Source organism: Thermomonospora catenispora (assembly GCF_006363815.1).
GTDB classification, from domain to species: domain Bacteria; phylum Actinomycetota; class Actinomycetes; order Streptosporangiales; family Streptosporangiaceae; genus Thermomonospora; species Thermomonospora catenispora.
The window spans coordinates 1-24,553 of the sequence record NZ_RRYT01000041.1 but is presented as its reverse complement, the minus strand read 5'-3'; the positions used below and the strand labels follow the sequence as shown (position 1 = coordinate 24,553).

General features: G+C 74.0%; 19 protein-coding genes and 1 pseudogene. 11 read left to right on the top strand and 9 right to left on the bottom strand.

What is annotated here, in order from left to right; genetic code table 11:
• Positions 1 to 121: 121 nt before the first annotated feature.
• From EIO00_RS21840 to EIO00_RS21815, 6 genes are all read left to right on the top strand, one after another.
• Positions 122 to 892, top strand: coding sequence for a helix-turn-helix domain-containing protein (locus tag EIO00_RS21840; protein ID WP_140181945.1), 771 nt, complete (start codon positions 122 to 124; stop codon positions 890 to 892).
• 50 nt (positions 893 to 942) lie between these two features.
• On the top strand, positions 943 to 2,358 hold the full coding sequence (gene rimO, locus EIO00_RS21835; RefSeq protein ID WP_140181943.1) for a 30S ribosomal protein S12 methylthiotransferase RimO: 1,416 nt from the start codon (positions 943 to 945) through the stop codon (positions 2,356 to 2,358).
• Entirely contained in the window at positions 2,355 to 2,948 is a 594-nt protein-coding gene (pgsA, locus tag EIO00_RS21830) for a CDP-diacylglycerol--glycerol-3-phosphate 3-phosphatidyltransferase (RefSeq protein WP_140181941.1), read from the top strand. Before rimO ends, pgsA begins: the two co-directional genes overlap by 4 nt.
• A gap of 84 nt (positions 2,949 to 3,032) precedes the next feature.
• Positions 3,033 to 4,328, top strand: a complete 1,296-nt coding sequence (locus EIO00_RS21825; protein ID WP_140181939.1) for a CinA family nicotinamide mononucleotide deamidase-related protein — start codon at positions 3,033 to 3,035, stop codon at positions 4,326 to 4,328.
• Positions 4,329 to 4,438: 110 nt separating this feature from the next.
• A complete protein-coding gene (locus EIO00_RS21820) occupies positions 4,439 to 4,822 on the top strand; it encodes a helix-turn-helix domain-containing protein (protein ID WP_140181936.1) in 384 nt (127 codons plus the stop codon).
• A 136-nt stretch (positions 4,823 to 4,958) separates the two neighbouring features.
• The gene (locus EIO00_RS21815; RefSeq protein WP_140181934.1) at positions 4,959 to 5,432 is read left to right on the top strand and encodes a Dps family protein; all 474 of its coding nucleotides are present in this window, start codon (positions 4,959 to 4,961) and stop codon (positions 5,430 to 5,432) included.
• A gap of 183 nt (positions 5,433 to 5,615) precedes the next feature.
• Here the strand turns inward: EIO00_RS21815 and EIO00_RS21810 are convergent, their stop codons facing one another.
• From EIO00_RS21810 to EIO00_RS21785, 6 genes are read right to left on the bottom strand one after another with little or no spacing between them, the layout of a single operon-like run.
• The gene (locus EIO00_RS21810) at positions 5,616 to 6,395 is read right to left on the bottom strand and encodes a DNA-formamidopyrimidine glycosylase family protein (protein WP_140181932.1); all 780 of its coding nucleotides are present in this window, start codon (positions 6,393 to 6,395) and stop codon (positions 5,616 to 5,618) included.
• A gap of 11 nt (positions 6,396 to 6,406) precedes the next feature.
• Positions 6,407 to 6,871: an RrF2 family transcriptional regulator gene (locus EIO00_RS21805; protein ID WP_140181930.1), complete on the bottom strand. Its 465-nt coding sequence runs from the start codon at positions 6,869 to 6,871 to the stop codon at positions 6,407 to 6,409.
• Positions 6,872 to 6,913: 42 nt separating this feature from the next.
• A complete protein-coding gene (locus EIO00_RS21800; protein ID WP_140181928.1) occupies positions 6,914 to 8,383 on the bottom strand; it encodes a glycoside hydrolase family 3 protein in 1,470 nt (489 codons plus the stop codon).
• A complete protein-coding gene (locus EIO00_RS21795) occupies positions 8,380 to 9,297 on the bottom strand; it encodes a carbohydrate ABC transporter permease (protein ID WP_140181926.1) in 918 nt (305 codons plus the stop codon). Before EIO00_RS21795 ends, EIO00_RS21800 begins: the two co-directional genes overlap by 4 nt.
• Positions 9,294 to 10,271: a carbohydrate ABC transporter permease gene (locus EIO00_RS21790; protein WP_140181924.1), complete on the bottom strand. Its 978-nt coding sequence runs from the start codon at positions 10,269 to 10,271 to the stop codon at positions 9,294 to 9,296. Before EIO00_RS21790 ends, EIO00_RS21795 begins: the two co-directional genes overlap by 4 nt.
• A gap of 15 nt (positions 10,272 to 10,286) precedes the next feature.
• The gene (locus tag EIO00_RS21785) at positions 10,287 to 11,549 is read right to left on the bottom strand and encodes an extracellular solute-binding protein (protein WP_140181922.1); all 1,263 of its coding nucleotides are present in this window, start codon (positions 11,547 to 11,549) and stop codon (positions 10,287 to 10,289) included.
• A 204-nt stretch (positions 11,550 to 11,753) separates the two neighbouring features.
• Here EIO00_RS21785 and EIO00_RS21780 point away from each other — a divergent pair, with 204 nt between their 5' ends.
• Positions 11,754 to 12,944 (top strand): ROK family transcriptional regulator, encoded by a 1,191-nt coding sequence (locus EIO00_RS21780; protein ID WP_140181921.1) that lies wholly within the window; start codon positions 11,754 to 11,756, stop codon positions 12,942 to 12,944.
• Between the two features lie 578 nt (positions 12,945 to 13,522).
• Here the strand turns inward: EIO00_RS21780 and EIO00_RS24300 are convergent.
• Positions 13,523 to 13,660 carry a hypothetical protein gene (locus tag EIO00_RS24300; protein ID WP_161602775.1) on the bottom strand — a complete coding sequence of 46 codons (138 nt, stop codon included), beginning with the start codon at positions 13,658 to 13,660 and terminating at the stop codon, positions 13,523 to 13,525.
• Between the two features lie 275 nt (positions 13,661 to 13,935).
• On the bottom strand, positions 13,936 to 18,621 hold the full coding sequence (locus tag EIO00_RS21775) for an Lhr family helicase (protein WP_140181918.1): 4,686 nt from the start codon (positions 18,619 to 18,621) through the stop codon (positions 13,936 to 13,938).
• A gap of 154 nt (positions 18,622 to 18,775) precedes the next feature.
• On the opposite strand from EIO00_RS21775, the gene EIO00_RS21770 reads away from it, so the two are divergent.
• Positions 18,776 to 18,970, top strand: a complete 195-nt coding sequence (locus tag EIO00_RS21770) for a DUF3046 domain-containing protein (RefSeq protein WP_140181916.1) — start codon at positions 18,776 to 18,778, stop codon at positions 18,968 to 18,970.
• A gap of 7 nt (positions 18,971 to 18,977) precedes the next feature.
• Here EIO00_RS21770 and EIO00_RS21765 read toward each other — a convergent pair whose 3' ends face one another.
• Positions 18,978 to 19,844 (bottom strand): ATP-grasp domain-containing protein, encoded by an 867-nt coding sequence (locus tag EIO00_RS21765; RefSeq protein ID WP_140181914.1) that lies wholly within the window; start codon positions 19,842 to 19,844, stop codon positions 18,978 to 18,980.
• A gap of 270 nt (positions 19,845 to 20,114) precedes the next feature.
• On the opposite strand from EIO00_RS21765, the pseudogene recA reads away from it, so the two are divergent.
• The 3 genes and pseudogenes from recA to EIO00_RS21750 form a co-directional block, all read left to right on the top strand.
• A pseudogene (gene recA, locus EIO00_RS21760) lies at positions 20,115 to 21,159 on the top strand (recombinase RecA); the annotation flags it as partial.
• 295 nt (positions 21,160 to 21,454) lie between these two features.
• Positions 21,455 to 22,738 (top strand): RecX family transcriptional regulator, encoded by a 1,284-nt coding sequence (locus EIO00_RS25420; RefSeq protein ID WP_241661513.1) that lies wholly within the window; start codon positions 21,455 to 21,457, stop codon positions 22,736 to 22,738.
• A gap of 624 nt (positions 22,739 to 23,362) precedes the next feature.
• Positions 23,363 to 24,553, top strand: a 1,191-nt coding sequence (locus EIO00_RS21750; RefSeq protein ID WP_140181912.1) for an Rnase Y domain-containing protein, incomplete at its 3' end; no start/stop codon positions are given.

Here is a 24,553-nt window from a genome sequence, read left to right as displayed (position 1 = left end):
GCCGAGCGGGCATGTGCCTTCCTAGACTGGACCGTGCGGGAGCGGTTCAGGCGAAGAAGCTCTCAGGTTCGCCCTGGTCGGCCGGGAGATACGGCCGATCTGACAAATTCAGGAGGCTCGCGTGAGCATTGGTGAGATTCTGGCGAAGGCCCGTCGAGAAGCCGGTCTCACCGTCGATCAGGTGAGCGAGCGAACCCGGATCCGCGCCGCCGTGGTGCGAGCCATCGAGCACGACGACTTCGCCCCCTGCGGAGGCGACTTCTACGCCCGCGGCCACATCCGCAGCATCGCCAGGGTGGTCGGAGCCGATCCCGAACCGCTGATCGAGGAGTACGACGCCGCGCACGGCTCCCCGCAGCCGGTGTCGGCGGCGACCGCGTTCGAACCGGAGATCCCGGTCAAGATCAGGGAGCGGCGGTCGCCCAACTGGAGCGCCGCGATGGCCGCCGCCCTGGTGCTGGTGCTGCTGTACGGCGTGGTCCGGGTGATCGGCGGCGCGGCGCAGGACCGGCAGGCGGCCCGTCCGGCCGCCGTGCCCACCGAGGCGCGGCCCGCCGCGAGCGCCCCGGCGACGCCCCGCCCGCCGGACCGGGACGCGGTGGCGGCGGTGCCCAACAAGCCCCGCAAGGACGACGACACCGTCGAGGTGGTGGCCCGCGCCAAGCGGTCCAGCTGGCTGAACGTCCGCGACGACAAGGGCGAGCAGCTGTTCAGCGGGCTGCTGGCCAAGGGCGAGACCATGCAGTGGACCGCTCGCAAGCGGATCCAGGTGCTGATCGGCAACGGCGGCGGCGTCGAGCTGACCGTCAACGGCAAGGACCTGGGCGTCCCGGGCACCGACGGCCAGGTGCTGCGGCTCAGCTTCGGCCCGAACGACCCCGACGGCGCCTGAGCGCTCCCTCCGGGTGCCGGACGGTGCGCGGATCCCACTACCTTTAGAGCATGTCCACACACCGCACCGTCTCCCTGGTGACGCTGGGATGCGCGCGCAACGAGGTCGACTCCGAGGAGCTCGCCGCGCGCCTGGAGAACGCCGGCTGGACGCTGGTCGACGACACCGGCGAGGCCAGTGTGGTGGTGGTCAACACCTGCGGCTTCATCGACGCCGCCAAGAAGGACTCCATCGACGTCCTGCTGGCCGCCCACGACTCCGGCGCCAAGGTGGTCGCGGCCGGCTGCCTGGCCGAGCGCTACGGCGCCGAACTGGCCGAGTCGCTGCCCGAGGCGGACGCCGTGCTGGGATTCGACGACTACCCCCGGATCGGCGATCGGCTCGAGGAGGTGCTGGCCGGGGTGCGCCGCCCGGCGCACACCCCCCGGGACCGGCGCGCCCTGCTGCCGATCACCCCGGTGCGGCGTCGTGAGTCGGCCCGGCGGGTGGTCGTCCCGGGGCACGGCGAGGAGCTGCCGGAGGGCGTGGCGCCCGCGTCCGGGCCGCGCGTGCTGCGGCGGCGCCTGGACGGCGGGCCGGTCGCCCCGCTCAAGCTGGCCTCCGGCTGCGACCGGCGGTGCGCGTTCTGCGCCATTCCGGCCTTCCGCGGCGCCTACGTCTCCCGGGACCCGGAGGAGGTGCTGGCGGAGGCCGCCTGGCTGGCCGGTCAGGGGGTCCGGGAGCTGGTGCTGGTCAGCGAGAACTCCACCTCCTACGGCAAGGACCTGGGGGACCTGCGGGCCCTGGAGGCGCTGCTGCCGAAGCTGGCGGCGGTGGAGGGGATCGAGCGGGTCCGGGTGAGCTATCTGCAACCGGCCGAGCTGCGCCCGGGTCTGATCGACGTGCTGACCTCCACGCCCGGAGTGGCGCCGTACTTCGATCTGTCGTTCCAGCACGCCAGCGGGCCGGTGCTGCGCCGGATGCGGCGGTTCGGGGATCGGGAGTCGTTCCTGGAGCTGCTGGCCCGGATCCGGGACCGGGACCCCCGGGCCGGGGTGCGGTCCAACGTCATCGTGGGCTTCCCCGGGGAGACCGAGGAGGACCTGGAGGAGCTGATCGCCTTCCTGACCGAGGCCCGGCTGGACGCGATCGGCGTGTTCGGCTACTCCGACGAGGAGGGCACCGAGGCCGCCTCGCTGGACGGGAAGCTGGACGAGGCGGAGATCGCGCGGCGGGTGGCGGAGGTGTCCGAGCTGGCCGAGGAGCTGACCGCGCAGCGCGCGGAGGAGCGGATCGGCACCGAGCTGGCGGTGCTGATCGAGGAGCGGGTGGGGCCGGAGGAGTGGGAGGGCCGCGCCGCCCACCAGGCCCCCGAGGTGGACGGCACCGTGCTGGTCCGCGGCGCGGGGCTGGCGGTGGGCGATCTGGTGAAGGCGACCGCGGTGGACAGCGAGGGCGTCGACCTGATCGCGGAGACGGCGCCGTGAGCGCGGCGACGCCGGACCCGGTGGCCGAGCGCGGTCCCGGCTCCGCCTCCGTCAGCGTCTACAACGTCGCCAATCTGCTGACGCTGATCCGGATCCTGCTGGTGCCGGTGTTCGCCTGGCTGCTGCTGTCGGACGGCACCGGCTGGCGGATCGCGGCGTTCGCGGTGTTCGTGCTGGCCTCGGTGACCGACAAGATCGACGGAGAGCTGGCCCGCAAGTACGACCTGGTCACCGACTTCGGCAAGGTCGCCGATCCGATCGCCGACAAGGCGCTGACCGGCGCGGCGCTGATCATCTTGTCGGCGACGGGCGAGCTGTGGTGGTGGGTCACCGCGGTGATCCTGATCCGTGAGATCGGCATCACGGTGCTGCGGTTCGCGGTGCTCCGGCACGGGGTGATCCCGGCCAGCAAGGGCGGCAAGCTCAAGACGCTGCTGCAGATCGTGGCGATCGGGCTGTTCATCCTGCCCGGCACGCCGGATCCGCTGCGCTGGGCCGTGATGGGCTGCGCGCTGGCGGTCACCGTGGTCACCGGCGTGGACTACCTGGTGCAGGCCTGGCGGCTGCGTCGCGGGGCCGCATCGTCGTGACCGCGCCGTGAGCGCCCCCGGGAACGTCGGAAACGCGTCGGGAGGGCCGATCGCCGGCCGGTCGGACCTGTGACGGGAGAGCGGATGCGCGTCGAGTTGGTGACGGTGGGCGACGAGGTGCTGCTCGGCGACACCGTGAACGGGAACGCGGCCTGGCTGGGGCGACGGCTGGCCGACATCGGCGTCGAGGTCGTCCGCAGCGCGGTGGTCGGCGACCGGATGGAGGAGATCGTCGAGGCGGTGACCGGCGCGCTGGACCGCGCCGACGCCGTGATCACCACCGGCGGGCTCGGCCCCACCTACGACGATCTGACCCGGGACGCGCTGGCCGCGGCGGCGGGCGTGCCGCTGGTGCGGGATCGGGACCTGGAGCGGCGGCTGCGCGAGCGGGCGGCCGCCGCCGGCCGCCCGCTCGCGCCGACGGCGCTGCGGATGGCCCGGGTGCCGCAGGGCGCCCGTCTCCTGCCCAACCCGGCGGGCAGCGCCCCCGGGCTGCGGATGGAGCTCCCCGGCGGGACGGTGTACGCGCTGCCCGGGGTGCCTCGGGAGATGCGCGCGGTCACGACCGGGGCGGTGCTGCCGGAACTGCGCGCGGCCGTCTCCGGGCCGCCGGCGGTGCGGCGGATCCTGCGCACGGCCGGGCTGTGGGAGTCGGAGCTGGCCGACCGGCTGGCCCCCGTCGAGGCGCTGGAGGGGGTGCGGCTGGCGTACCTGCCCGAGCCGGCCGAGGTCAGGGTGCGCATCACCGCGACCGGGCCGGACGCGGCGCGGCTGGCCGACCGCGCCGAGCGGACGGCCCGCGAGCTGCTGGGCCCGGCCGTCTACGGGGAGGACGAGGACACCCTCGACCGGGTGGTGCATCGGCTGCTGGCGGAACGGTCGGCGACCGTGGCCACCGCCGAGTCGCTGACCGGTGGGCTGATCGGCGCCGAGCTGACCGCCATGCCGGGGTCGTCGGCCACCTACGCCGGCGGCGTCGTGGCCTACGCCACCCGGCTCAAGCACGAACTGCTGGGCGTTCCGCGGGAGCTGCTGGACGCCGAGGGGGCGGTGCACCCCCGGGTGGCCGCCGCCATGGCCGCCGGGGTGCGGGACCGGCTGGGGGCGACCTACGGGCTGGCGGCGACGGGGGTGGCCGGTCCGGAGCCCCAGGACGGGCGGCCGGTGGGCACGGTGTACATCGCGGTGGCCGGACCCGGGTGTGACCCGAAGGTGACAGCTCCGGACCTGCCGGTGCCGCCCGACGCGGCCGCGGCCCGCGCCCCGATCCGCCGCATGACCGTGGTGCACGCCCTTGACCTGCTGCGACGTACCCTACTGGGGGTGGACCAAGACTTCGGATGTGATGATCTACCTGCCGATCGGGAAGAGCGGGGCTGATTACAGCGTTACGTTCGGAGCGAACACGAAATCTGCGATCTGCCATGGTCGCCTGGTAGACAGGTACGGTGGAGACATTCGAGGGCCGAAACTCGGGGAGGGAGCGAGCGATGGTACTGCTTCGCCAGCTGCTCGGTGACGTACTGCGGCGGCTGCGGCTGCGCCAGGGTCGCACCCTCCGCGAGGTGTCCGCGGCGGCGCGAGTGTCCTTGGGTTACCTGTCGGAGGTCGAGCGAGGGCAAAAGGAGGCCTCCTCGGAGCTCCTCGCCTCGATCTGCAAGGCGCTGGGAGTGCCGCTGTCGCACGTGCTGCGCGAGGTCGCCGATCAGCTCGCGCTGGCCGAGCTGCAGCAGGAGCCGGTGATGGCCGGAGCGCCGCCCGAGCACGAGCGGCTCGAGGAGGGCCTGGACCGCGAGTCCATCTCCGCGGACCAGATCCCCTCCACCCCGGAGGAGATCACCGGCGAGTTCCGCGCCGACATGGTCGCCGCCTGAGGCGACGGCAGGCGTTCGTCCCCGCCGGCCGGTGAGCCGGTCCGGTGGACCGGTCACGTGAGCCGGGTCGCGATTGGGGTCCGCCATTGCGGGCAAGCCGGGTCAGGTAAGGCGTCTGACTCGGAAGGAGCCGACAATGGCGACGGTCAACAGCCCTCTCAAGGACGAGACCGCCCTACGCACCACCGCCGACGCGCTGCAGGGCGCGCTGGTGGACCTGATCGACCTCTCCCTGGTGGCCAAGCAGGCGCACTGGAACCTGACCGGACGCAGCTTCCGGTCGGTGCATCTGCAGCTCGACGAGGTCGTGTCGCTGGCCCGCCAGTACAGCGACCTGGTGGCCGAACGCGCGGTGGCGCTCGGCATCAATCCCGACGGGCGGGTGCGCACGGTGGCCGACCACACCAAGATCCGCCAGCCGGACGGCGGCTACCAGTCCGACGACAAGGTCGTCGCCTCGATGACCGACACGCTGGCCCAGGTGATCGCTCGCTTCCGCGAACGGATCAAGGCCACCGAGGAGACCGACCTGGTCACCCAGGACCTGTTCATCAACCTCACGGCCGGGCTGGAGAAGCAGCACTGGATGTTCGAGGTCCAGACGCAGTGACGTCCCCGCCGCCGGCCTGAGCGGCCGATGCGGGAGGGGAGTGAGACCTCGATCCGGCGGCGGACCGAGGTCTCACGGCGTTCGCCCCCGGTGCCCGCCCACCGGTCGCCGGGGCCGTCCGCCGACCCGCACCCGGTCCCCGTCCCCGCCCTCCGCGTCCGCCTCCGGCGTCCAGGGGAGCGATCACGGGCGGGGCTGGCAGCGCGGGCACCAGAAGGTGAGCCGTTCGCCCGTCTCGGGGCCCTGAAGGGCGTGTTCGATGAGGGCGCCGCAGCGGCGGCAGGGACGCCCGGCGCGCCCGTACACCCAATGCCGGCGCCCGGGCCGCAGGTCGCCGGTGGTGATGTGGCCGTGCCGCCGTTTGTTGGCCTCCAGCAGCCGATGCGCCAGGTCCACCAGGCCCGGCAGGTCCGCGGTCTCCCCGACCGGCCGCCACGGATGCACGCCGCGCAGGAAGCACAGCTCGCTCTTGTAGACGTTGCCGATGCCCGCCAGCAGGCTCTGGTCCAGCAGGGCCTCGCCGATGGCGCGCTCGGGGCGTCGCAGCAGCCGGTGGACCGCCTCGGCCGGATCCCAGTCCGGCCCGAGCAGGTCCGGCCCCAGGCGGCCGACCGCGCTGTCCTCCTCCTCGGTGCGCAGCAGCTCCACCACGCCCAGCGCGTAGCCCAGCGCCAGCCATCGGGCGTTGCCCAACGCCAACCGGATCCGGTGGTCGCGGAGCGGCGGACCGGCCCGACGGATCCGCCAGACGCCGTCCATCCGCAGGTGGGTGTGGACGGTCAGCGCCCCGTCCACCCTGATCAGCAGGTGCTTGCCGCGCGCCCGGACCTCGCGCACGACACGGCCGCGCAGGTCGGTCGTGGCCAGCGCGGGCACCCGAAAGTCGCTGACGGTCAGCGGTCGTCCGGCCAGCGCCTCGTCGAGCCGGTGAGCGGTCAGCCAGACGGTGTCGCCCTCCGGCATCGCCGCGTCCGTCAGATCAGGGAGGGGCTCTGCCAGGCGGCCGGGTCCTTGGTCAGCTCGGCCACGTCGGGCGGCAGCTCGCCGGCCGCTATGTGCTTGAGGGTGACCGACTCCAGGATGTGCCGTTCGCTGGCGCGCAGCGCGATCCACACCTCCTGCAGCGAACGGGCCGCTCCGTGGTAGCCGACGTGCTCGGGGCGTTCCCCGCGCACGCCGAGCAACGGCCCGTCGATGGCGCGGATGATGTCGGCCAGCGAGATCTCGTCAGAAGGCCTGGCCAGCCAGTAACCACCGTCCGGGCCGCGCTGGCTGCGCACCAGTCCAGAGCGGCGGAGCTGGCCGAGGATGTTCTCCAGGAACTTGGGCGGGATCTGCTGGGCCTCGGCGAGCTGGACCGCGGTCACCGGGCGGTTTCCGGCCACCGCCAGCTCCGCGGCGGCGCGCAGTGCATAGTCGACCCGGGCGGACAATCGCATGTTTCCAGTATCCCTTGTCGATCACACTGGTTTGACCGCCGGTCACCCGCCGGGACCTGCGCCGGAACCCTCCGCCGGGGTCAGGCCCAGCAGTTCGGCGGCGGCGCGGGCGTTGGCCCCGCTGGCGCCGAACGTGGCCAGATGCGCCCCGGCCCGCGGCCGCCACACCGGCAGCCCCATCTCCACCACCACCGCGTCCGGGCGGGCGGCCAGCAGGGCGCCGGCCAGCCTCCGCTGGTCGGCGTGCCGGTGGGCGTCGCGCACCACGATGATCAGTCCGCGGCCCGCCGCCCGTTCCAGGAGGGGGCCGGACGCGGCGGTCCGCCCGTCCACCCGGACCACGTCCGACGCCCACGGCCGCAGGCCCCAGGGGGTCGGCCCGACGGCGATGTTGCCGGGCGCCTCCAGCTCCACCACCAGCGGGTCGGGCAGCTCGGGCAGCCCGCCGGTGAGCGCCAGCGCCCGCCGCGCCGCCTGCAGGGCCGCCGGGCGATCCGGTTCGGCCGACGGCGCCCCGGCCAGCCAGGCCCGCAGCGCCCGGCCCCGCTCGGCCGCCTCCTCCAGGCGTTCGACGTCCAGCCGCCCCTCCCGGACGGCCGCCGTGATCGCCGCGACCGTCGCCCGGGTGGTCTCCTCCTGCTCGCGCGGTCCCAGGCACAGCAGGTCCGCTCCCGCCGCCAGCGCCCGGACCGCGGCCTCGGGGATGCCGATGGTCCCGCTGGCCCCCTTCATGTCCAGGGCGTCGGTGACCACGACGCCCTCGAAGCCGAGCCGCCCCCGCAGCAGCCCGGTGATCACCGCGCGCGACAGCGTGGCCGGCGTCCCGCCGGTGAGCGCCGGGACGTTCAGGTGCCCCGTCATGACCGCCCGCACGTCGGCCTTGAGCGCCGCCCGGAACGGCACCAGTTCCCGCCGTTCCAGCAGGTCGAGGTCGGCGTCCACCAGCGGCACGCTCAGGTGCGAGTCCTCGACGGTCGCCCCGTGGCCGGGGAAGTGCTTGGCGCAGGCGGCCACCCCGGCCTCCTGGGTTCCGGTCACCGCGGCGGCGGCGTGCCGGGCCACCAGCTGCGGATCCGAGCCGAACGCCCGGACCCCGATGATGGGGTTGTCGTCGGCGGCGTTCACGTCCACCGCGGGCGCGAAGTTGAGGTTCACGCCCGCCTCGGCCAGCTCCGCCGCCAACGACCGGTAGACCCGGCGGGTCAGCTCCACGTCGTCGACGGCCCCCAGCGCGGCGTTCCCCGGGTAGGGGCTGGCGGTGCGGTGCCCGCCCAGCCGGGTGACGTCGCCGCCCTCCTCGTCGATGGTCACGATCGGGTCGGCGTCCCGGCGCAGCTCGGCGGTCAGCCGGGCCAGCTCCGCGGGGCCGGTGACGTTCCCGTTCAGCGCGAACAGGGTGACGCCGCCGAGCCCGCGGTCCAGTTCCTCCCGCAGCCACCGCGGGACGGTGTCTCCGGTGAAGGCGGGCAGCAGCACCGCCCGGGCGAGACGGGAGAGGGCGTCGTCGGTCATCCCTTGACGGCTCCGGCGGTCAGGCCGGAGACCATCCGGCGTTGGACGAGGAGGAAGAAGACGATCACCGGCAGGGTCAGCAGGGTGGAGCTGGCCATGATCGGGCCCCACTCGTTGCTGGCGTTGCCGAAGAAGTACTGCATCATTACCGGAAGCGGGTATTTGTCCTGGTCATCCAAGAACGTGAAGGCGAAGATGAACTCGTTCCAGGCGGTGATGAACGAGAAGATGCTGGTGGCGACCAGCCCCGGCGCGATCAGCGGGAGCAGCACCGTCCAGAACGTGCGGATCGGGCCGGCCCCATCGATGGCGGCGGCCTCCTCCAGCTCGCGCGGCACCGCGGCCACGAAGCCGCGCAGCATCCAGATCGAGAACGGCAGCGCGAAGCCGATGTAGACCACCACCAGGCCGGCCAGGCTGTCGATCATGCCGAGCCGCCTGAGGTCCAGGAACAACGGCAGCACCAGCGCCTCGGCCGGCACCATCTGCACCACCAGCAGCATGACCAGGAAGACGGTGCGGAACCGGAACGCAAAACGCGCCACCGCGATCGCCGCCAGCACCGCCAGCACCCCGGACACCAGCACGGTGGTCAGCGCCAGCAGCGCGCTGTTGCGCAGGTACGTCCAGAACGACACCTCGGCGATCCCGCCGCCCAGCACGTAGTCGAAGTGCTCCAGGGTGGGGCTGCCCGGCAGCGGTCGCGGCGTGGTGCTGAAGATCTCCTCGTTCGGCTTGAACGCCGTGGAGACCATCCACGCCACGGGGAAGACCGCCACCGCGAACACCGCCAGCCCCAGCGCGTTGAGGCCGACGGCGCGCAGCCGCCCGCCGCGCCGTCCCCTCCGTCCGCCTCTCTGCTCGCCTCTCCGCGCGGTGCCGCGGGGCGCGGCCGTGGACCGCCGCACGTTCATGAGACCTCCCCCTGCCGGACCATGATCCGCACGTACACGGCGGTGACCGCCAGCAGCAGCAGGGTGAGCACCGCGGCGATCGCCGAGCCGAGGCCGAGCTTGGCGTTCATCCCGCCGAACGCCTCCGAGTAGGCGTACAGCGACAGGTTGAAGGCGTCCCGGTTGGCCATCCCGGACATCACGAACAGCTGGGTGAACACCTTGAAGTCCCAGATCACGCTGAGCACCAGCAGCACCAGGAAGATCGGCCGCAGCATGGGGAAGGTGATCGCCCAGAACGCCCGCCAGGCGCCGGCGCCGTCCACCCGGGCCGCCTCCAGCAGCTCGGCCGGCAGGCTCTTGAGCCCGGCCAGCACGCTGACCGCCACGAACGGGAACGACTGCCACACCACGCACACGGTCAGCACGGTGTAGGTGCGCAGCGGGGTGGCGAACCAGTTGTAGTCCGTCCAGCCGCCGCCGACCAGCGCGTCGGGCAACAGGTCCAGCAGCCAGTTGACGACGCCGCCGGTGGTGCCGAACAGCCAGGTGAAGATGATCGCGGCGGTAATCGGCGGGGTGGCCCAGGCGACCATCACCCCGGCCGACACCAGCGCCGCCATGCGCCGGCTCAGCCGGTTCAGCAGCAGGCCGACCAGCGTGCCCAGCACCAGCGTCAGGGTGACCGCCGCGACCGCGAACAGCACGGTGCTGCGCAGGCTCTGCCAGAACAGCTCATCGGACAGGATGGAGCGGTAGTTCTCCAGCCCGACCGATTCGGCGGGCGCGCCGGCCAGCTGCCGGTTGCCGACCTTCTGGAACGACATGAGCGCGATCTGGGCCATCGGCCAGAACATCAGCAGCGCGATGACCGCCAGGGTCGGCGCGATCAGCAGATAGGGCCAGGGACGGTGGCGGCGGGGCCGCGCCGGGCCGGGATCCCTCCGGCCCGGGCGGCCCTCCGCGGCCCGCACGGCGGGAGCGGTGTCCAGCATCGAGGATCCGTCCGCTCAGGGGTTGAGCAGCTCGTCGGCCTGCTTGTTGGCCTTCGCGAGCTCCTCGGCGCTGGAGCCGCCCTGCATGATCGCCTTGACGGCGTTCGGGATGACCTTCTTGTTCTGTTCGAAGTCGCCCCACCCGGCGCTGAGCGGGACCATCTTGGTGTTGGCGGCGATCTCGGTGAACGGGGCCAGCTTGGGATCGGTGAACTTCACGTCGGTGAACATCGACGAGAAACCGCTGTAGTCGGCCCACTTGGCGGCGTTGACCTTGTTGTTGAGCACGGTGATGTAGTCGAACGCGGCGTCCTTGGCCTTGCTGTTCTCCCACACGGCCAGGTCGGAGCCGCCGGCCATCACGGGGGCGTTGCCGCCGTTCTTGGCCGGGATGGGGAAGACGCCCCACTTGTCGGCGTCCTTGTCGGAGATCTTCTTCATCTCCTTCAGCGCCCAGCTGCCGTCGATGTACATGCCGAGCTTGCCGAGCGCGAAGTCCTGCTGGGGGCCTTGCAGCTCGTTCTTGCCGACGTACTTCTCGGGCGCGACCTTCTCGACGGTGACCAGGCCGGTGTAGAAGTCGATCGCCTCCTTGGCCTGCGGCTGATCGAGCCTGCCGACCCACCGGTCGCCCTCCTTGACGGCGACCTCGCCGCCGTTGCCCCAGATGAAGCTGAGGATGGCGTTGGTCTGGTCGCTGGGGGCGCCGATGCCGGGCACGCCCTTCTCCTGCTGGATCTTCTTGGCGGCGGCGACCAGCTCCGCCCAGGTCTTGGGCGGGGCGATGTCCAGCTCGGCGAACCAGTCGGTGCGGTACCAGACGCCGCGGACGCCGCCGTACCAGGGCACGGCGTAGATCTTGCCGTCGGCCTGGTCGTTGGCGAGCGCGGTCTTGTTGAGGGTCGCGGCCTCGCTCCAGCCCTTGACCTTGTCGGTGATGTCGGCGAGGTTGCCCTGGGCGATGTGGGACTGGACGTCGGTGTTGCCGATCTCGGTGACGTCCGGTCCCTCGCCGCTGGCCACGGCCTTCTGGAACGTGGTGGCGACCTGCGGCCACGGCACGTACTTGATGACCACGTCGGTGTCGGGGTACTTCTTGCGGAACTCGGCCTCGACTCCGTCCAGGAAGGCGGTCTGCTCCGGAGTCCCCTCGCCCATCATCCACACGTTGAGCCTGGCCGGCGCGCCGCCGGCCGTGTCCTCGCCGCCGTCCCCGCCGCAGGCCGTGACGGCCAGGGCGATCGCAGTGGCGGTCGCCGCGAACTTGAAGAACCTCACCTGCGTTCCTTTCCGGCGAGCCCTCGCCTGGGTGCGTCGTTGGCGGGACGGGCCGGACCTGAGCCGGACCCCGTAGGGTGCGGCCGTGTCCTGCTCGTCGTCGCACCGGCGCGCTCCGGTGCGTCGGTCGGCGGTAAACTAACAAGAAACTTTCCTAAAAAATACTGTTCGTTAGCGGATTGAGACGCAAGGGAGGCGCGAGGGATGGCCAACCGCCCGGGGACGCCGCGGCTGCTGCGTGAGCTCAACGACCGCGCGGCCCTGGAACTGCTGATCGCGCAGGGGCCGCTGACCCGGGCGCGGATCGGCGAGCTGACCGGCCTGTCCAGGGTCACCGCCTCCCAGTTGCTGGCCCGGCTGGAGGAACGCGGACTGGTCGAGGTGGTGGGGGAGCAGGCCGGCGGACGCGGCCCCAACGCCGCCCTGTACGCCGTCGTCCCCACCAGCGCCTACGCCGCCGGGCTGGAGGTCGGTCCGCACGGCGTCACCGCCGGGATCGTCGACATCACCGGACGGCGGATCGCCCAGGTCACCGTGGACCCCGACGGCGCCGACGACCCCGTCCGGCTGGTGCACGGCGCGGTCGTCAAGGCCTGCCGCTCCGCGCGGGTGGCGCTGCGCCGGCTGAACGCCTTCGTCATCGGCAGCCCCGGCGTCGTCGACCCCCGCACCGGGGACGTGCGGTTCGCCTTCGACCTCCCGGCCTGGCACGAGGGCGTGCTGGCGGGCCTGCGCACCGACCTGCGCCGCCCGGTGGTCATCGAGAACGACGTGAACCTGGCCGCCGTCGCCGAACGCGCCTACGGCGCGGCGCGCGGCACCGACGACTTCGCCCTCATGTGGCTGGACCGGGGCGTGGGCCTGTCGGCCGTGCTCGGCGGCCGGCTGCACCGCGGCGTCTCCGGCGGGGCGGGCGAGATCGGCTACCTCCCCGTCCCCGGCGCGCCGCTCCCCGAAGGCGTCACCGAGTCCGCCGCCTGGGGCCAGCCGGCCCTGGCCGGCGGCTTCGGCTCGCTGATCGGCGCGGACGCCGTGCTGAGCCTGGCCCGGGAGCACGGCCTGACCGAGCCCACCGCCGTGGACTGCGTCCGCGCCGCCGCGGCGGACCTCGAGCGCGGCGGCCCCTTCCTGGACGCCCTGGCCGCCCGGATCTCCTACGGGGCCGCCGCGGTCAACATCGTCCTGGACCCCGGTCTCATCGTGCTGTCCGGCCGCCTGGGCACCGCCGGGGGCGTCCCTCTGGCCGAACGCGTCGAGCGGGCCGTGGCCCGCATCAGCCCCACCAGCCCGCGCGTCACGATCACCCGGGTGGACGGCAACCCCGTGCTGCGCGGCGCCCTGCACGCGGCGCTGGAACAGGCCCGGGAGGAGGTCTTCTCCACCACGGCCGACTGACACCGGGCGCCCGCGGCGGCGACGCGGGGCGTCCGCCGCCACGGGCGGGGGGCGAGAGCGTCGAGGAGAGCGGGCATGCCGCCGGGGTCCCGCTCGAGGGCACGGGACCCCGGCGCGCCATGCGCGCGAGCGAAAGGCTCGACCGTCCCCCCTTCGGTCGTCCACCTCCGCCGATGCGGTACGTGGCCGCTCCATCGCGGTTTCCACGATCTGCCCGATCACCGGCGTCCACCGGCCGGGTCGCCCGCCCGCGCTCGGTGTCTTCATCGTGACCGCGGCGCGTTGAACGGCCGTCACATCGCGGTGAACGCCGTGTTACCGCTTCCGGGGACGGCGCCGCCCCGCCGCGGAGCCGCGCGCACGGCCCTCCCCGGCCGCCCGGGGACGGCGCCGGACCTCTCGGAGGCGGCCCGCGGCGCTCGGCGCGGAGAGACCGCGGGACGGGCGCGAGACGGCCCCGGGGACGGCGCCGGATCCCGGTGGACGTCCGGGACGTCGAACGCCCCGGAGCCGCGTGCGAACCCCGGGGCGATGCGGTGCGGACCCTGATGCGGACCGCTTCGGCGGCTGCTTCGCGGTTACTTCGTGGCGGTGACCCGCTTGTCGGTCGTGGACCGCCGTCGGCGCGGATCGTGCATGGCCCGGTCGCGGACCGTACGGGTGATGACCTGACGCTTGCGTCGCTGTGCGAACGCCCACCGTGCTGTCGGTGTCATGATGCTCCCCGTTCTGCGGCGACCATTCCCCCGGTCGCCGCTGACCCCGTTGTGAATCGATGTTCCCAAAACGGCCCCCGCTGTATATCCACCGACAGGAGGATTTGTGTTCCCTCCTGAGGAACCATCGCGACGGGCGTTCTCCGGAGGGCTCCGGGCGTTCCCGGCCGCCTTCGGCCGGCCGGTGCTCCGCCGGGATCCCCGCCGGCCCTCCGCCGCCCGTCCGGGCGGCCCGGACGGCGCGCCGCCTCCGCCGCCCGGCGGCGACGGGGCGCTCAGGGACGCAGCCGAAGACCCTTGGGAGTGGGGTGGAAACCGGCGGACCGCAGGGCCTGGGCCAGGGGAGAGGAGGCGACGGCCGCGCCGTCGGCCCGTTCCACGGTGAGCCTGCCCAGGGCGCCCTCGCGGACGGTGCGGGCCAGCGCGTCCACGGCGGGCCGCAGGAGATCGGGGTCCTCGGTCCACGACAGGAGGGTGCGGCCGCCCCGTTCGACGTACAGCACCAGGGCGCCGTCGACCAGGACCACCAGGGCGCCGGCCTTGCGGCCGGGCTTGTGGCCGCTGATCGCCTCGCCCGCGCGCTCCGGCCAGGGGAGGGCCGCGCCGTAGGGGTTGGCGGGGTCGGCGGCGGCGAGGACCACGGCGGAGGGGCGGCCCGCGGCGTTCTCGTGCTCCGAGGCGGCCCCCGGCGGCCACGGGGCGCCGGCGTCGCCCCGCGGGCGGGAGGACCCCCGCAGGTCGCGCAGCCGGTCCACGGCGCCGGGGAGGGCGAACTGGGCCGCCCCCAGGCCCTCCACGAAGTAGCCCCGGCGGCAGCGTCCGGTCTCCTCCAGGCCGCGCAGGACCGGGTACACCGCGCCGAACCCGCCGGGCGCGCGTTCGGCGGCCACCGCTCCGCGGATGACGATGCCGTGACGCTCCAGCAGCACCTCCGCCAGCGCGTGCAGGCGCCGGGTCGCCTCGCGCTCCCGCTCCGGCAGGAGCCACCAGCGTCCCGCCGCGGTCGGCGGACCGGTCCGCGACGGCAGCACCGGACGGCCGCGCCGCGGGGCCCGGAGGCGGTGGGCCGGCCGGCCGGTCCCGAGCACGGTGCGCAACGGGGCGAGGGTGTCGTTGGTCAAGCGGCCCGCCCACACCAGATCCCACAGGACCGCCGCCAGCTCCTGGTCGGCCGCCCGCAGGCCGGCGGCGTTCACCCGGTCCGACAGGTTCCGGAAGAACAACGCGCCGCCGTCCGACAGCGCCTCCAGCACCGCCTCGTGCGCCGGGGTCATGGTGATCTCGGCCGGCTCGGGCAGCAGCAGCGGCGCGGTGTCGGCCGGGTACAGCGACACCCAGCCGTCGCCGCCCGGCAGCCCGCCCTGCCCGGCCCACACCACCTCGCCCGCCGAGGTCAGCTCGTCCAACAGCGCCGGCGAGTAGTCCGGCACCCGGGCGGGCAGCACCAGCGTCTCCAGGGCCGAGGCCGGCACCGCCGCGCCCTGCAGCCGCTCGACGGCCTGCACCAGCGCGTCCATCCCGCGCAGCCGCCCCGTCGTGACGCCGTGCCAGGCCGGCAGGAACCGCCCCAGCGCCTGCGGCGGGGACGGCTCCACCTCCGCCCGCAGCCGCGCCAGGCACCTGCGCCGCAGCAGCCGCAGCACGCCGGTCTCGCACCATTCGCCGCCGGCGCCGGGGCCGGGCAGCGTCTCCACCGGCAGGAACTCCCCCTCCGCCACCCGGCCCGCCGCGGCCTGCCGGCGCAGCGCGTCCAGCACCACCGCCGGCCCCAGCCCGAATCGCGCCGCCGCCTCGCCCGCCCGGAACGGCCCGTGCGTGCGCGCATACCGCAGCACCAGATCGCCCAGCGGATCGTCGACGCTCTCGGTGAACGCCTCCGGCACCCCCGCCGGCAGCGGCACGCCCAGCGCGTCCCGGAGCCGCCCGGCGTCCTCCACCGCGGCCCACCTCTCGGCCCCCGCGATCCGCACCCGGATGATCCGGCGCGCCCGCTCCAGCTCCGCCAGCCACTGTGCGGCCGTCCGCCGCGCCGGGGCGGACGGCTCCGTCACGCCCTCCCGTCCGGACGCGGCGGCCTCCCGCGGGCCCTCGCCGCGGCCCCGCTCCGCATCGGGCGTCCCCGGCGGGACGATGCGGGCGGCGACCTCGTCGGTGGACAGGGGGCCGAGGACGCGCAGCAGATCGGCCACGCCCTCGACGTCCCCGGCGCGCCGGTCCGGGGCCAGGCGTTGCAGCTCGCGCTCGGTCTCGGCGACGACCTGCGGGTCGAGCAGCTCCCGCAGGTCCGCCTGGCCCAGCAGCTCGGCCAGCAGCGAGGAGTCCAGGGCCAGGGCCTGGGCGCGGCGTTCGGCCAAGGGGGCGTCCCCCTCGTACATGAACGCGCCCACATAGTGGAACAGCAGCGACTTGGCGAACGGGGACGGCGCGGCCGTCTCCGCCTCGACCATGCGGATGCGGCGTCCGGCCAGGTCCCGCATCAGCCGTACCAGCTCCGGGACGTCGAACACGTCCTGCAGGCACTCCCGCATCGTCTCCAGCACGATCGGGAACGAGGGGTAGCGGCTCGCCACCGACAGCAGCTGGGCCGCCCGCTGCCGCTGCTGCCACAGCGGCGTCCGCCGGTCCGGGCGGCGCCGCGGCAGCAGCAGCGAACGCGCCGCGCACTCGCGGAACCGGGCGGCGAACAGCGCCGAGGAGCCCAGCTCGTCCCGCACGATCCGCTCGACGTCGTCGGGATCGAACACCGCCAGGTCCATCCGCGGCGGCTCGTCGGCGTCGGGGATCCGCAGCACGATGCCGTCGTCGGCGTGCATCGCCTGCGCGTCCACCCCGTGCCGTTCGCGCAGCCTGCCGGCGATGGCCAGCGCCCACGGCGCGTGCACCCGCGCGCCGAACGGCGAGTGCACCACCAGCCGCCAGTCGCCCAGCTCGTCGCGGAACCGCTCCACCACCAGCGTCCGGTCGTCGGGCACGCATCCGGTGGAGTCGCGCTGCTCCTCCAGATAGGAGACCAGGTTGTCGGCCGCCCGCTCGTCCAGTCCCGCCGCCCGCGCCCGCGCCACCGCCCGCTCGCGCGGCAGCCGCGCCAGCTCCCGGGTGAACGCCCCCAGCGCCCGTCCCAGCTCGGCGGGGCGCCCGGCGCCGTCCCCGTGCCAGAACGGCAGCTTGCCCGGCCGGCCCGGCGCCGGCGACACCAGCACCCGGTCGGGGGTGATGTCCTCGATCCGCCAGGAGGAGGCGCCGAGCACGAACACGTCGCCGACCCGCGACTCGTACACCATCTCCTCGTCCAGCTCGCCCACCCGCGAGGACCGTTCGCCGGCGAGGAACACCCCGAACAGCCCGCGGTCGGGGATCGTGCCGCCGCCGGTCACCGCCAGCCGCTGCGCCCCCGGCCGTCCGCGCAGCACACCGGTCGCCCGGTCCCACACCAGCCGGGGTCGCAGCTCCCCGAACTCCTCGCTCGGGTAGCGGCCCGCCAGCATGTCCAGCGTCGCCTCCAGCGCCGACCGGGGCAGCGAGGCGAACGGGGCGGCCCGCCGGACGACGGCCTCCAGGTCGTCGACCGTCCACTCGTCCATCGCCGTCATCGCGACGATCTGCTGGGCCAGCACGTCCAGCGGGTTGCGCGGACAGCGCAGCTCCTCGATCTCCCCGCGGCGCATCCGCTCGGCCACCACCGCCGTCTGCAGCAGCTCGCCGCGGTACTTGGGGAAGAACACGCCGGCGGAGACCTCCCCGACCCGGTGCCCGGCCCGGCCCACCCGCTGCAGACCGCTCGCCGCCGACGGCGGCGCCCCCACCTGGACGACCAGGTCCACCGCGCCCATGTCGATGCCCAGCTCGAGGCTGGAGGTGGCCACGACCGCGGGCAGCAGCCCTCGTTTGAGGGAGTCCTCGATCCCGGCCCGCTCCGCCTTGGACACCGACCCGTGATGGGCGCGCGCCACCTCGGCCGGGGCCCCCGAGGCGGCCCCGGCCTGCGCCATCATCTGGGCCGGCACGGCCTCCTCGAGCCGGCCCGGGCCGTGCCGGCGCGCATGGGCGAGCTCGTTCAGCCGACCGCACAATCGCTCGGCCTGCCGCCGCGAGTTGGTGAACACGATCGTCGAGCGGTGGGACTCGATCAGGTCCAGCACCCGCTCCTCCACATGCGGCCAGATGGACCGGCGCGTCGGGTCGTCGGCCGGGCCGTCGGGCGCCGCGGCCGGCTCGGCCATGTCCTCCACCGGGACGACGATCCGCAGGTCCGGCCGCGGTGCGCCGCCGGGCCCGGCCGCCGCCCGGACGACCTCCACGCGGCGCGATCCGGCGAGGAACGCGGCGACCTCCTCCACCGGCCGCACCGTGGCCGACAGCCCGATCCGCTGGGCGGGCCGTTCCAGCAGCACGTCCAGGCGCTCCAGGGACAGCGCCAGATGCGCGCCGCGCTTGGACCCGGCGACCGCGTGGACCTCGTCCACGATCACCGTCTCCACCCCCTGGAGCATCCGCCGCGCCTGCGAGGTCAGCATCAAGAACAGCGACTCGGGAGTGGTGATCAGGATGTCGGGGGGCCGGGCGACCAGCCGGCGGCGCTCGTCGGCGGGGGTGTCGCCGGAGCGCACCCCCACCCGTACGTCCGGCTCCGGCAGGCCCAGCCGGCGCGCCGCCTGGCGGATGCCGGCCAGCGGGGCCCGCAGGTTCCGTTCCACGTCGACGGCCAGGGCCTTCAACGGGGAGACGTACAGCACCCGGCAGCGGCGGCGGTCCTCCGAGGGAGGCTCGGCGGCGAGCCGGTCCAGCGACCACAGGAAGGCCGCCAGCGTCTTGCCCGAACCGGTCGGGGCGACCACCAGGGTGTGGTCGCCGCGGGCGATCGACCCCCACGCCCCCGCCTGCGCGGGCGTGGGCGCGGCGAACGCCCCCCGGAACCAGGCGCGGGTCGCGGGGGAGAAGCGTTCGAGCACGTCATCGGGCATGCTCTCCATACTGCCCCGCGCCTGTGACACCGGCGCCGCCCGTGCGTCCGACCGGGCTTGCGACCGGGCTTGCGATCGTGCTCCGGGCGGGCTCGGGGCGGGTTCTCGCGCGCCCGCGCCGGTGCGGCGGCGCCGCGGCGGGTACGGTGGCGGCGTGCGGCTATCGGTGTTCTGGGAGCGGATGAACCGGCATTTCGGCGAGGTCTACGCGCAGAGCGTGGCCAAGGACTACGTGATCGCCGAACTCGGCGGCCGCACCGTCGAGCAGGCCCTGGCGGACGGCGAGGAGACCAGGAGGGTCTGGGAGGCGGTCTGCGCCGCCTTCGACGTCCCGCAGCATCTGCGCTAGCCGGGCGCTACCCCGGAACGGGCAGGTGGGCGTACAGGTCCATCGGGTCCACCGAGATCGGCAGATCGCTGACCTGCCCGTCGCCGACCTCCACCACCCGCCACCGGCCGTCGATCCGGCGCGCCAGGTCGGTGGTGATGAACCGGCAGCCCAGCGCCCGCACCGCGCCGGCCACCTCCGCCAGCTCCGGCTCGGGGCGGCGGCCGGGCTCGTCGGGATGCGGCCCGATCAGCGCCGGCTCACCGTCCACCCACCACACCCGCGCCTCGCCGGTGTCGTACCGCTCGTACTGGCGGACCACCACCCCGCCGGTCAGGAACTCCTCCTGCAGCGCCACCATCGCGGCCACCACATCGCGCAGGCGGGTGACGTCCTTGACGTCCGGGACGAAGCAGGCCTCCTCCCACTCGTGCTTGCGGGACTTGACGTAGTCCTTGACCACCGCGGGCCCCGGCGGCAGCGGCCGCACCAGCTCGGCCAGCTCGGCCAGGTCCTCGGGGACGGTGCGGGGCGGCAGCGGGCGCCACACGCTGGGCGGGGTCAGCCCCGCGAACGTGTCGTGCCAGCCCGGCAGCTCGTGCGCCCGCCGATAGTCGTCCGGATGGACCAGCAGCGGGGTGCCGCGCTCTTTGAGGGCGGCGGCCAGTGCGGCGTACTCGGCCGCGGTCAGCATCCATCCGCGGTACCAGGCCGGGCCCAGATCGCGGGGCACCCGGCGGACCGCGGCCGCCGCCTCTCCCCGCCGCAGCGCGTCGTGGTCGATCAGCGCGACGTTGCCGTAGTGGTCGCGCACCGCGGCCGCCTCGCGCGCGAAATGCGGCTCGACGCGCCGGGGGTTGAGCGGATCGGCGCAGAAGACGACGGTCAGCGTCATGGTGGCCCCCTCCGACGCGGCCAGCGTACGGGCACCGCTCGCCGGCGCGCACGGAGAATTCGGGTGCCGGCCCGGCGGCGTCCGCGGCGAGTCGGGGCATGATCGAACGGATGTTCGGTAGAGTGGGTGCGTGCGACGTCCGTTCGACGTTCGTCCACAGCGGCGACAGGCGCTCGAAACTGTCGGTGGGCCGCCGTAACGTCGCTTCCGACCGAAAGCGAAGTCTCCAGGGCCGGTCGTACGGGCCTGGGATTGGGACAGGGGCATCTCATGGCAGCTAGCGACCGCGACAAGGCACTCGAGACCGCGCTCGCCCAGATCGAGCGGCAGTTCGGCAAGGGCTCGGTGATGCGACTGGGCGATGAGGCCCGGGCGCCCGTCGAGGTGATCCCCACCGGCTCCATCGCGCTGGACATCGCGCTGGGCATCGGCGGCCTGCCGCGCGGCCGGGTGATCGAGGTCTTCGGTCCCGAGGGCAGCGGCAAGACCTCCATCGCCCTGCACGCCATCGCCAACGTGCAGCGGAAGGGCGGCATCGCCGCGTTCATCGACGCCGAGCACGCCCTCGACCCCGAGTACGCCAAGAAGCTCGGGGTGGACACCGACTCCCTGCTGGTGTCCCAGCCCGACACCGGGGAGCAGGCCCTGGAGATCGCCGACATGCTGGTGCGCTCCGGCGCCATCGACATCATCGTCATCGACTCCGTCGCCGCCCTGGTGCCCCGCGCCGAGATCGAGGGCGAGATGGGCGACAGCCACGTCGGCCTGCAGGCCCGCCTGATGTCCCAGGCGCTGCGCAAGATGACCGGCGCGATCAACCAGACCAAGACCACCGCCNCTGCGCAAGATGACCGGCGCGATCAACCAGACCAAGACCACCGCCATCTTCATCAACCAGCTCCGCGAGAAGATCGGCGTGATGTTCGGCAGCCCCGAGACCACGACCGGCGGGCGTGCGCTGAAGTTCTACGCCTCGGTGCGGATGGACGTGCGGCGGATCGAGACCCTCAAGGACGGCACCGAGCCCGTCGGCAGCCGGGTCCGGGTCAAGGTCGTCAAGAACAAGGTCTCCCCGCCGTTCAAGACCGCCGACTTCGACCTGCTGTACGGGCAGGGCATCAGCCGCGAGGGCGGCCTGATCGACCTCGGCGTGGAGCACGGCCTGATCCGCAAGGCCGGCGCCTGGTACACCTACGAGGGCGACCAGCTCGGCCAGGGCAAGGAGAACGCCCGCAACTTCCTCAGGAACAACCCCGACGTCGCCGACGAGATCGAGAAGAAGATCAAGGAGAAGCTCGGCGTGGGCCCGCGTCTCGACGCCGACGCCACCGCCCCCGCCGCGGCCGACCCCTCCGCCCCGGCCGGGCGCAAGAACGGGTCCAAGACGACCCAGTCCGCAGGTTCTTGACCGGAAATCCGGCGATCAGGGTGACTGTTGACGAACCGTGGGGAATGATCTCTCATGACGGGCGGCGGCGTCCCATCCCGCACCGGACTGCCGGTAGCGGCCCTTCCCCGATGACGCCGCCGCTCGCGTTCCTCCGCCCCGTCGGGCCGTCCGCGGTCCCGTCCGCGCTCCGGAGTGAGCGCGCCCGCCTTCCGATGTCCTCATGAACGACCGGCACGTCGACCCGTCCTGGCCCGTGGCGGACTCCTGGCCTCCGCCGCCCGCCGCCCCGTCGGCGCCTCGGGACGATCAGGACGCCCCTGTCCCGTGGGACCCTCCCGAGGACGCCCGGGACGACGCTACGGACGCCGCCGCATCCCGGGCCCCCGCCTCGGAGGCCCCCGCCTGGGCGGACGTCCGCCCTCGCCGGCCCGCCGGTTCCCGGGACCTCGCCGGCGGCGGGGCGGACGAGGCGTCGCGGCGGGGCGCCGACCGTGAGCGGGCCGTCCCGTTCTGGGCGGCGCCCTCCTCGGACGTCACCGTCAGCTGGGACGTCCCCGAGGAGACGGAGCACGGACCCTCCCCGGCCCCGGAGACGGCAGGGGAGGCCGCCTCCGAGGCCGCCGACGGCGGGACGCGGCCGGAGCGCGCGCCCTCCTCCCCGGAGGGGACCGCCGACGACCGGGACGCCCGCCCGGAGCGCCCGGACGCCTCCGGTCCCGTCTCGGCGGACGCCGAGGCCGCCTCCGGAGGCGCTCCGGCTCCGTTCCGGGAGGCCGCCGCGCCGGCGGGTTCGTCGCCGGGCCCCTCACCGGACGTCGCCGCGGAGCCCGCGGAGTCCACGGGGCCCGCCCGGCCCGGACGCACGCCCCCTCCGGCCGGGGGCCCGCTCGACGAGGCGGGCGCGGTCGGCGCGACCGCCGGCGGCGGCCGGTCTCGCCGTCGGCGTCGTCCCGCCCGGGACGATCGCCGGTCGCGCCGCGACCCGGCCGAGGACCCCGCCCCGGGGGAGGGGGCGGCGCGGGAGATCTGCCTGCGCCTGCTGGCGGCGGCGCCGCGGACTCGGGCGCAACTGGCGGACGCGCTGCGGCGCAAAGGGGTTCCCGACGAGACGGCGGAGCGGGTGCTGGGGCGGCTCTCGGAGGTCGGGCTGATCGACGACGAGGCGTTCGCCCGGGCCTGGGTGCAGTCCCGCCATGTCGGGCGCGGGCTGGCGCGGCGGGCGTTGGCCACCGAGCTGCGCCGGCGCGGCGTCGCCGACGAGACGATCGACGAGGCGGTCGAGACCCTGGATCCCGAGCAGGAGGAGCGCACCGCCCGGGAGCTGGTCGCCCGCAGGCTGCCCGGCACCCGCGCGCTGCCTCTCGACAAGCGCATGCGCCGGCTGATCGGCATGCTCGCCCGCAAGGGCTATTCCCCCGGCCTGTGCTATCGGGTGGTCAAGGAGGCGCTCGAGGCGGAAGGCGACGAGCTCGACGGCTGGGAGCCGCCGGACCTCGACGACTGACGTCCCCGGACCCGTGATCGGCCCGGGTCTCCGACCGGCCCGGGCTCGTGCCCCGGGACCCCGGCCCGGACCCTGAGCGACCCGGACCCTGTGCGGGCGGGGCGCGGCGCCCGGGCCGCGTTCTCGGTCCGCCCGCTGGTCACGGACGGTGTGCGACACGCCGAGGATTACTGGGATTTCTCCCTCTTGTCGACTTCATCGATGAGTGCGAAGAAGTGGGATGAAGTCGTGATTCTCGATGAGGGTGGATGGTAAGCAAGTCCTCACGTCTGCGTACGGTTAGTCCGGAATGCCCTGGGTTTGCTTGCTCATTACCTGATAGCCGCTTACCGTTACGGCAGTGAGGAGTTACTCCGCGCACTGCGGATTGCCATACGACCCTGCGGGGTCGAACACCTGAGAGGTGGACGGGCGCGTTGCGGGTCGGCCGTCGCTTGCGGCGGCGCCGGGGCTTTCCCGCCCGGGCGTGGTGACGGCCCGTGTTCGGCCTGGCGCATGGGCGTCCGGCGGTCTTCGGGGTGCGGGTGAGTCCTCGCACCGCAGGCTCTCCACATCGCGTGGAGCCCGCACCGAGACGAGCCGGCCCGGGGGGAGGCCCCCGGCACCCCTGGAAGGGTCTGCGCCATGGTGAGCGTCCTGCTGGGTGCCGCATTGCTGGTGACCCTGGTCGCTCTGGTCATCGTGCTGCGCCGCCCCACCGGTCCGCCGGCTCCCACCGAGGACGAGCTCGCCGCGGTGCGGCGGGAGGCCGAGCAGATCCGCGCGCAGGCCCGGGCCCAGGCCCAGGAGGTGCTGCACAAGGCGGAGGGCCAGGCGCAGCGGCTCCTTGAGACCACCCGCGCCGACCTGGAGAACGAGGCCAAGGCGCTCAAGCGGGAGCTGCGCACCCTCCGGGAGGACCTGGAGCGCCGCGAGAACCGGCTGGCCGAACGCGAACGGCGACTGGACGCCGAGGCGCGCCGGCTGGAGGAGCGCGGGCGGCGGCTGTCGGAGACCCGACGCGAGCTCGAGGAGCGGAAGGCCGAACTGGACCGCCTGGACGAGGATCGGCGGCGGGTGCTGGAGCAGGCCGCCGGGCTGACCGCCGAGCAGGCCCGTAGCGAACTGGTCGCCATGATCGAGAACCAGGCCAAGCGCGAGGCCGCCCTGATCACCCGGGAGATCGAAAGCGCCGCCCGGGCCGAGGGGGAGAAGCGCGCCCGCAAGATCGTGACCCTGGCGATCCAGCGGGTGGCCAGCGAACAGACCGCCGAGTCGGTGGTCTCGGTGCTGCACCTGCCCAACGACGAGATGAAGGGCCGGATCATCGGCCGCGAAGGCCGCAACATCCGGGCGTTCGAGACCACCACCGGGGTCAACCTGATCATCGACGACACCCCCGAGGCGGTGCTGCTGAGCTGTTTCGATCCGGTGCGCCGGGAGGTCGGCCGGCTCACCCTGGAGAAGCTGGTGATGGACGGCCGCATCCACCCCCAGCGCATCGAGGAGGTCTACGAGCGCAGCAAGGCCGACGTCGAGCGGCTGTGCATCCGGGCCGGCGAGGACGCGCTGGTGGAGCTCGGCATCACCGACATGCATCCCGAGCTGATCGCCCTGCTCGGCCAGTTGCGCTACCGCACCTCCTACGGGCAGAACGTCCTCAAGCACCTCATCGAGTCCGCGCACATCGCCGGGATCATGGCCGCCGAGCTCCGTCTCCCGGTCGAGCTGGCCAAGCGCTGCGCCCTCCTGCACGACATCGGGAAGGCCCTGACCCACGAGGTGGAGGGCAGCCACGCCCTGATCGGTGCCGAGATCGCCCGCCGTTACGGCGAG

Coding starts and splice junctions, on each gene's coding strand:
- rimO (WP_140181943.1), top strand. CDS start 943: ATGTCCACACACCGCACCGTCTCCCTGGTGACGCTGGGATGCGCGCGC.
- EIO00_RS21825 (WP_140181939.1), top strand. CDS start 3,033: ATGCGCGTCGAGTTGGTGACGGTGGGCGACGAGGTGCTGCTCGGCGAC.
- EIO00_RS21820 (WP_140181936.1), top strand. CDS start 4,439: ATGGTACTGCTTCGCCAGCTGCTCGGTGACGTACTGCGGCGGCTGCGG.
- EIO00_RS21815 (WP_140181934.1), top strand. CDS start 4,959: ATGGCGACGGTCAACAGCCCTCTCAAGGACGAGACCGCCCTACGCACC.
- EIO00_RS21810 (WP_140181932.1), bottom strand. CDS start 6,395: ATGCCGGAGGGCGACACCGTCTGGCTGACCGCTCACCGGCTCGACGAG.
- EIO00_RS21805 (WP_140181930.1), bottom strand. CDS start 6,871: ATGCGATTGTCCGCCCGGGTCGACTATGCACTGCGCGCCGCCGCGGAG.
- EIO00_RS21800 (WP_140181928.1), bottom strand. CDS start 8,383: ATGACCGACGACGCCCTCTCCCGTCTCGCCCGGGCGGTGCTGCTGCCC.
- EIO00_RS21795 (WP_140181926.1), bottom strand. CDS start 9,297: ATGAACGTGCGGCGGTCCACGGCCGCGCCCCGCGGCACCGCGCGGAGA.
- EIO00_RS21790 (WP_140181924.1), bottom strand. CDS start 10,271: ATGCTGGACACCGCTCCCGCCGTGCGGGCCGCGGAGGGCCGCCCGGGC.
- EIO00_RS21780 (WP_140181921.1), top strand. CDS start 11,754: ATGGCCAACCGCCCGGGGACGCCGCGGCTGCTGCGTGAGCTCAACGAC.
- EIO00_RS24300 (WP_161602775.1), bottom strand. CDS start 13,660: ATGACACCGACAGCACGGTGGGCGTTCGCACAGCGACGCAAGCGTCAG.
- EIO00_RS21775 (WP_140181918.1), bottom strand. CDS start 18,621: ATGCCCGATGACGTGCTCGAACGCTTCTCCCCCGCGACCCGCGCCTGG.
- EIO00_RS21765 (WP_140181914.1), bottom strand. CDS start 19,844: ATGACGCTGACCGTCGTCTTCTGCGCCGATCCGCTCAACCCCCGGCGC.
- EIO00_RS25420 (WP_241661513.1), top strand. CDS start 21,455: ATGAACGACCGGCACGTCGACCCGTCCTGGCCCGTGGCGGACTCCTGG.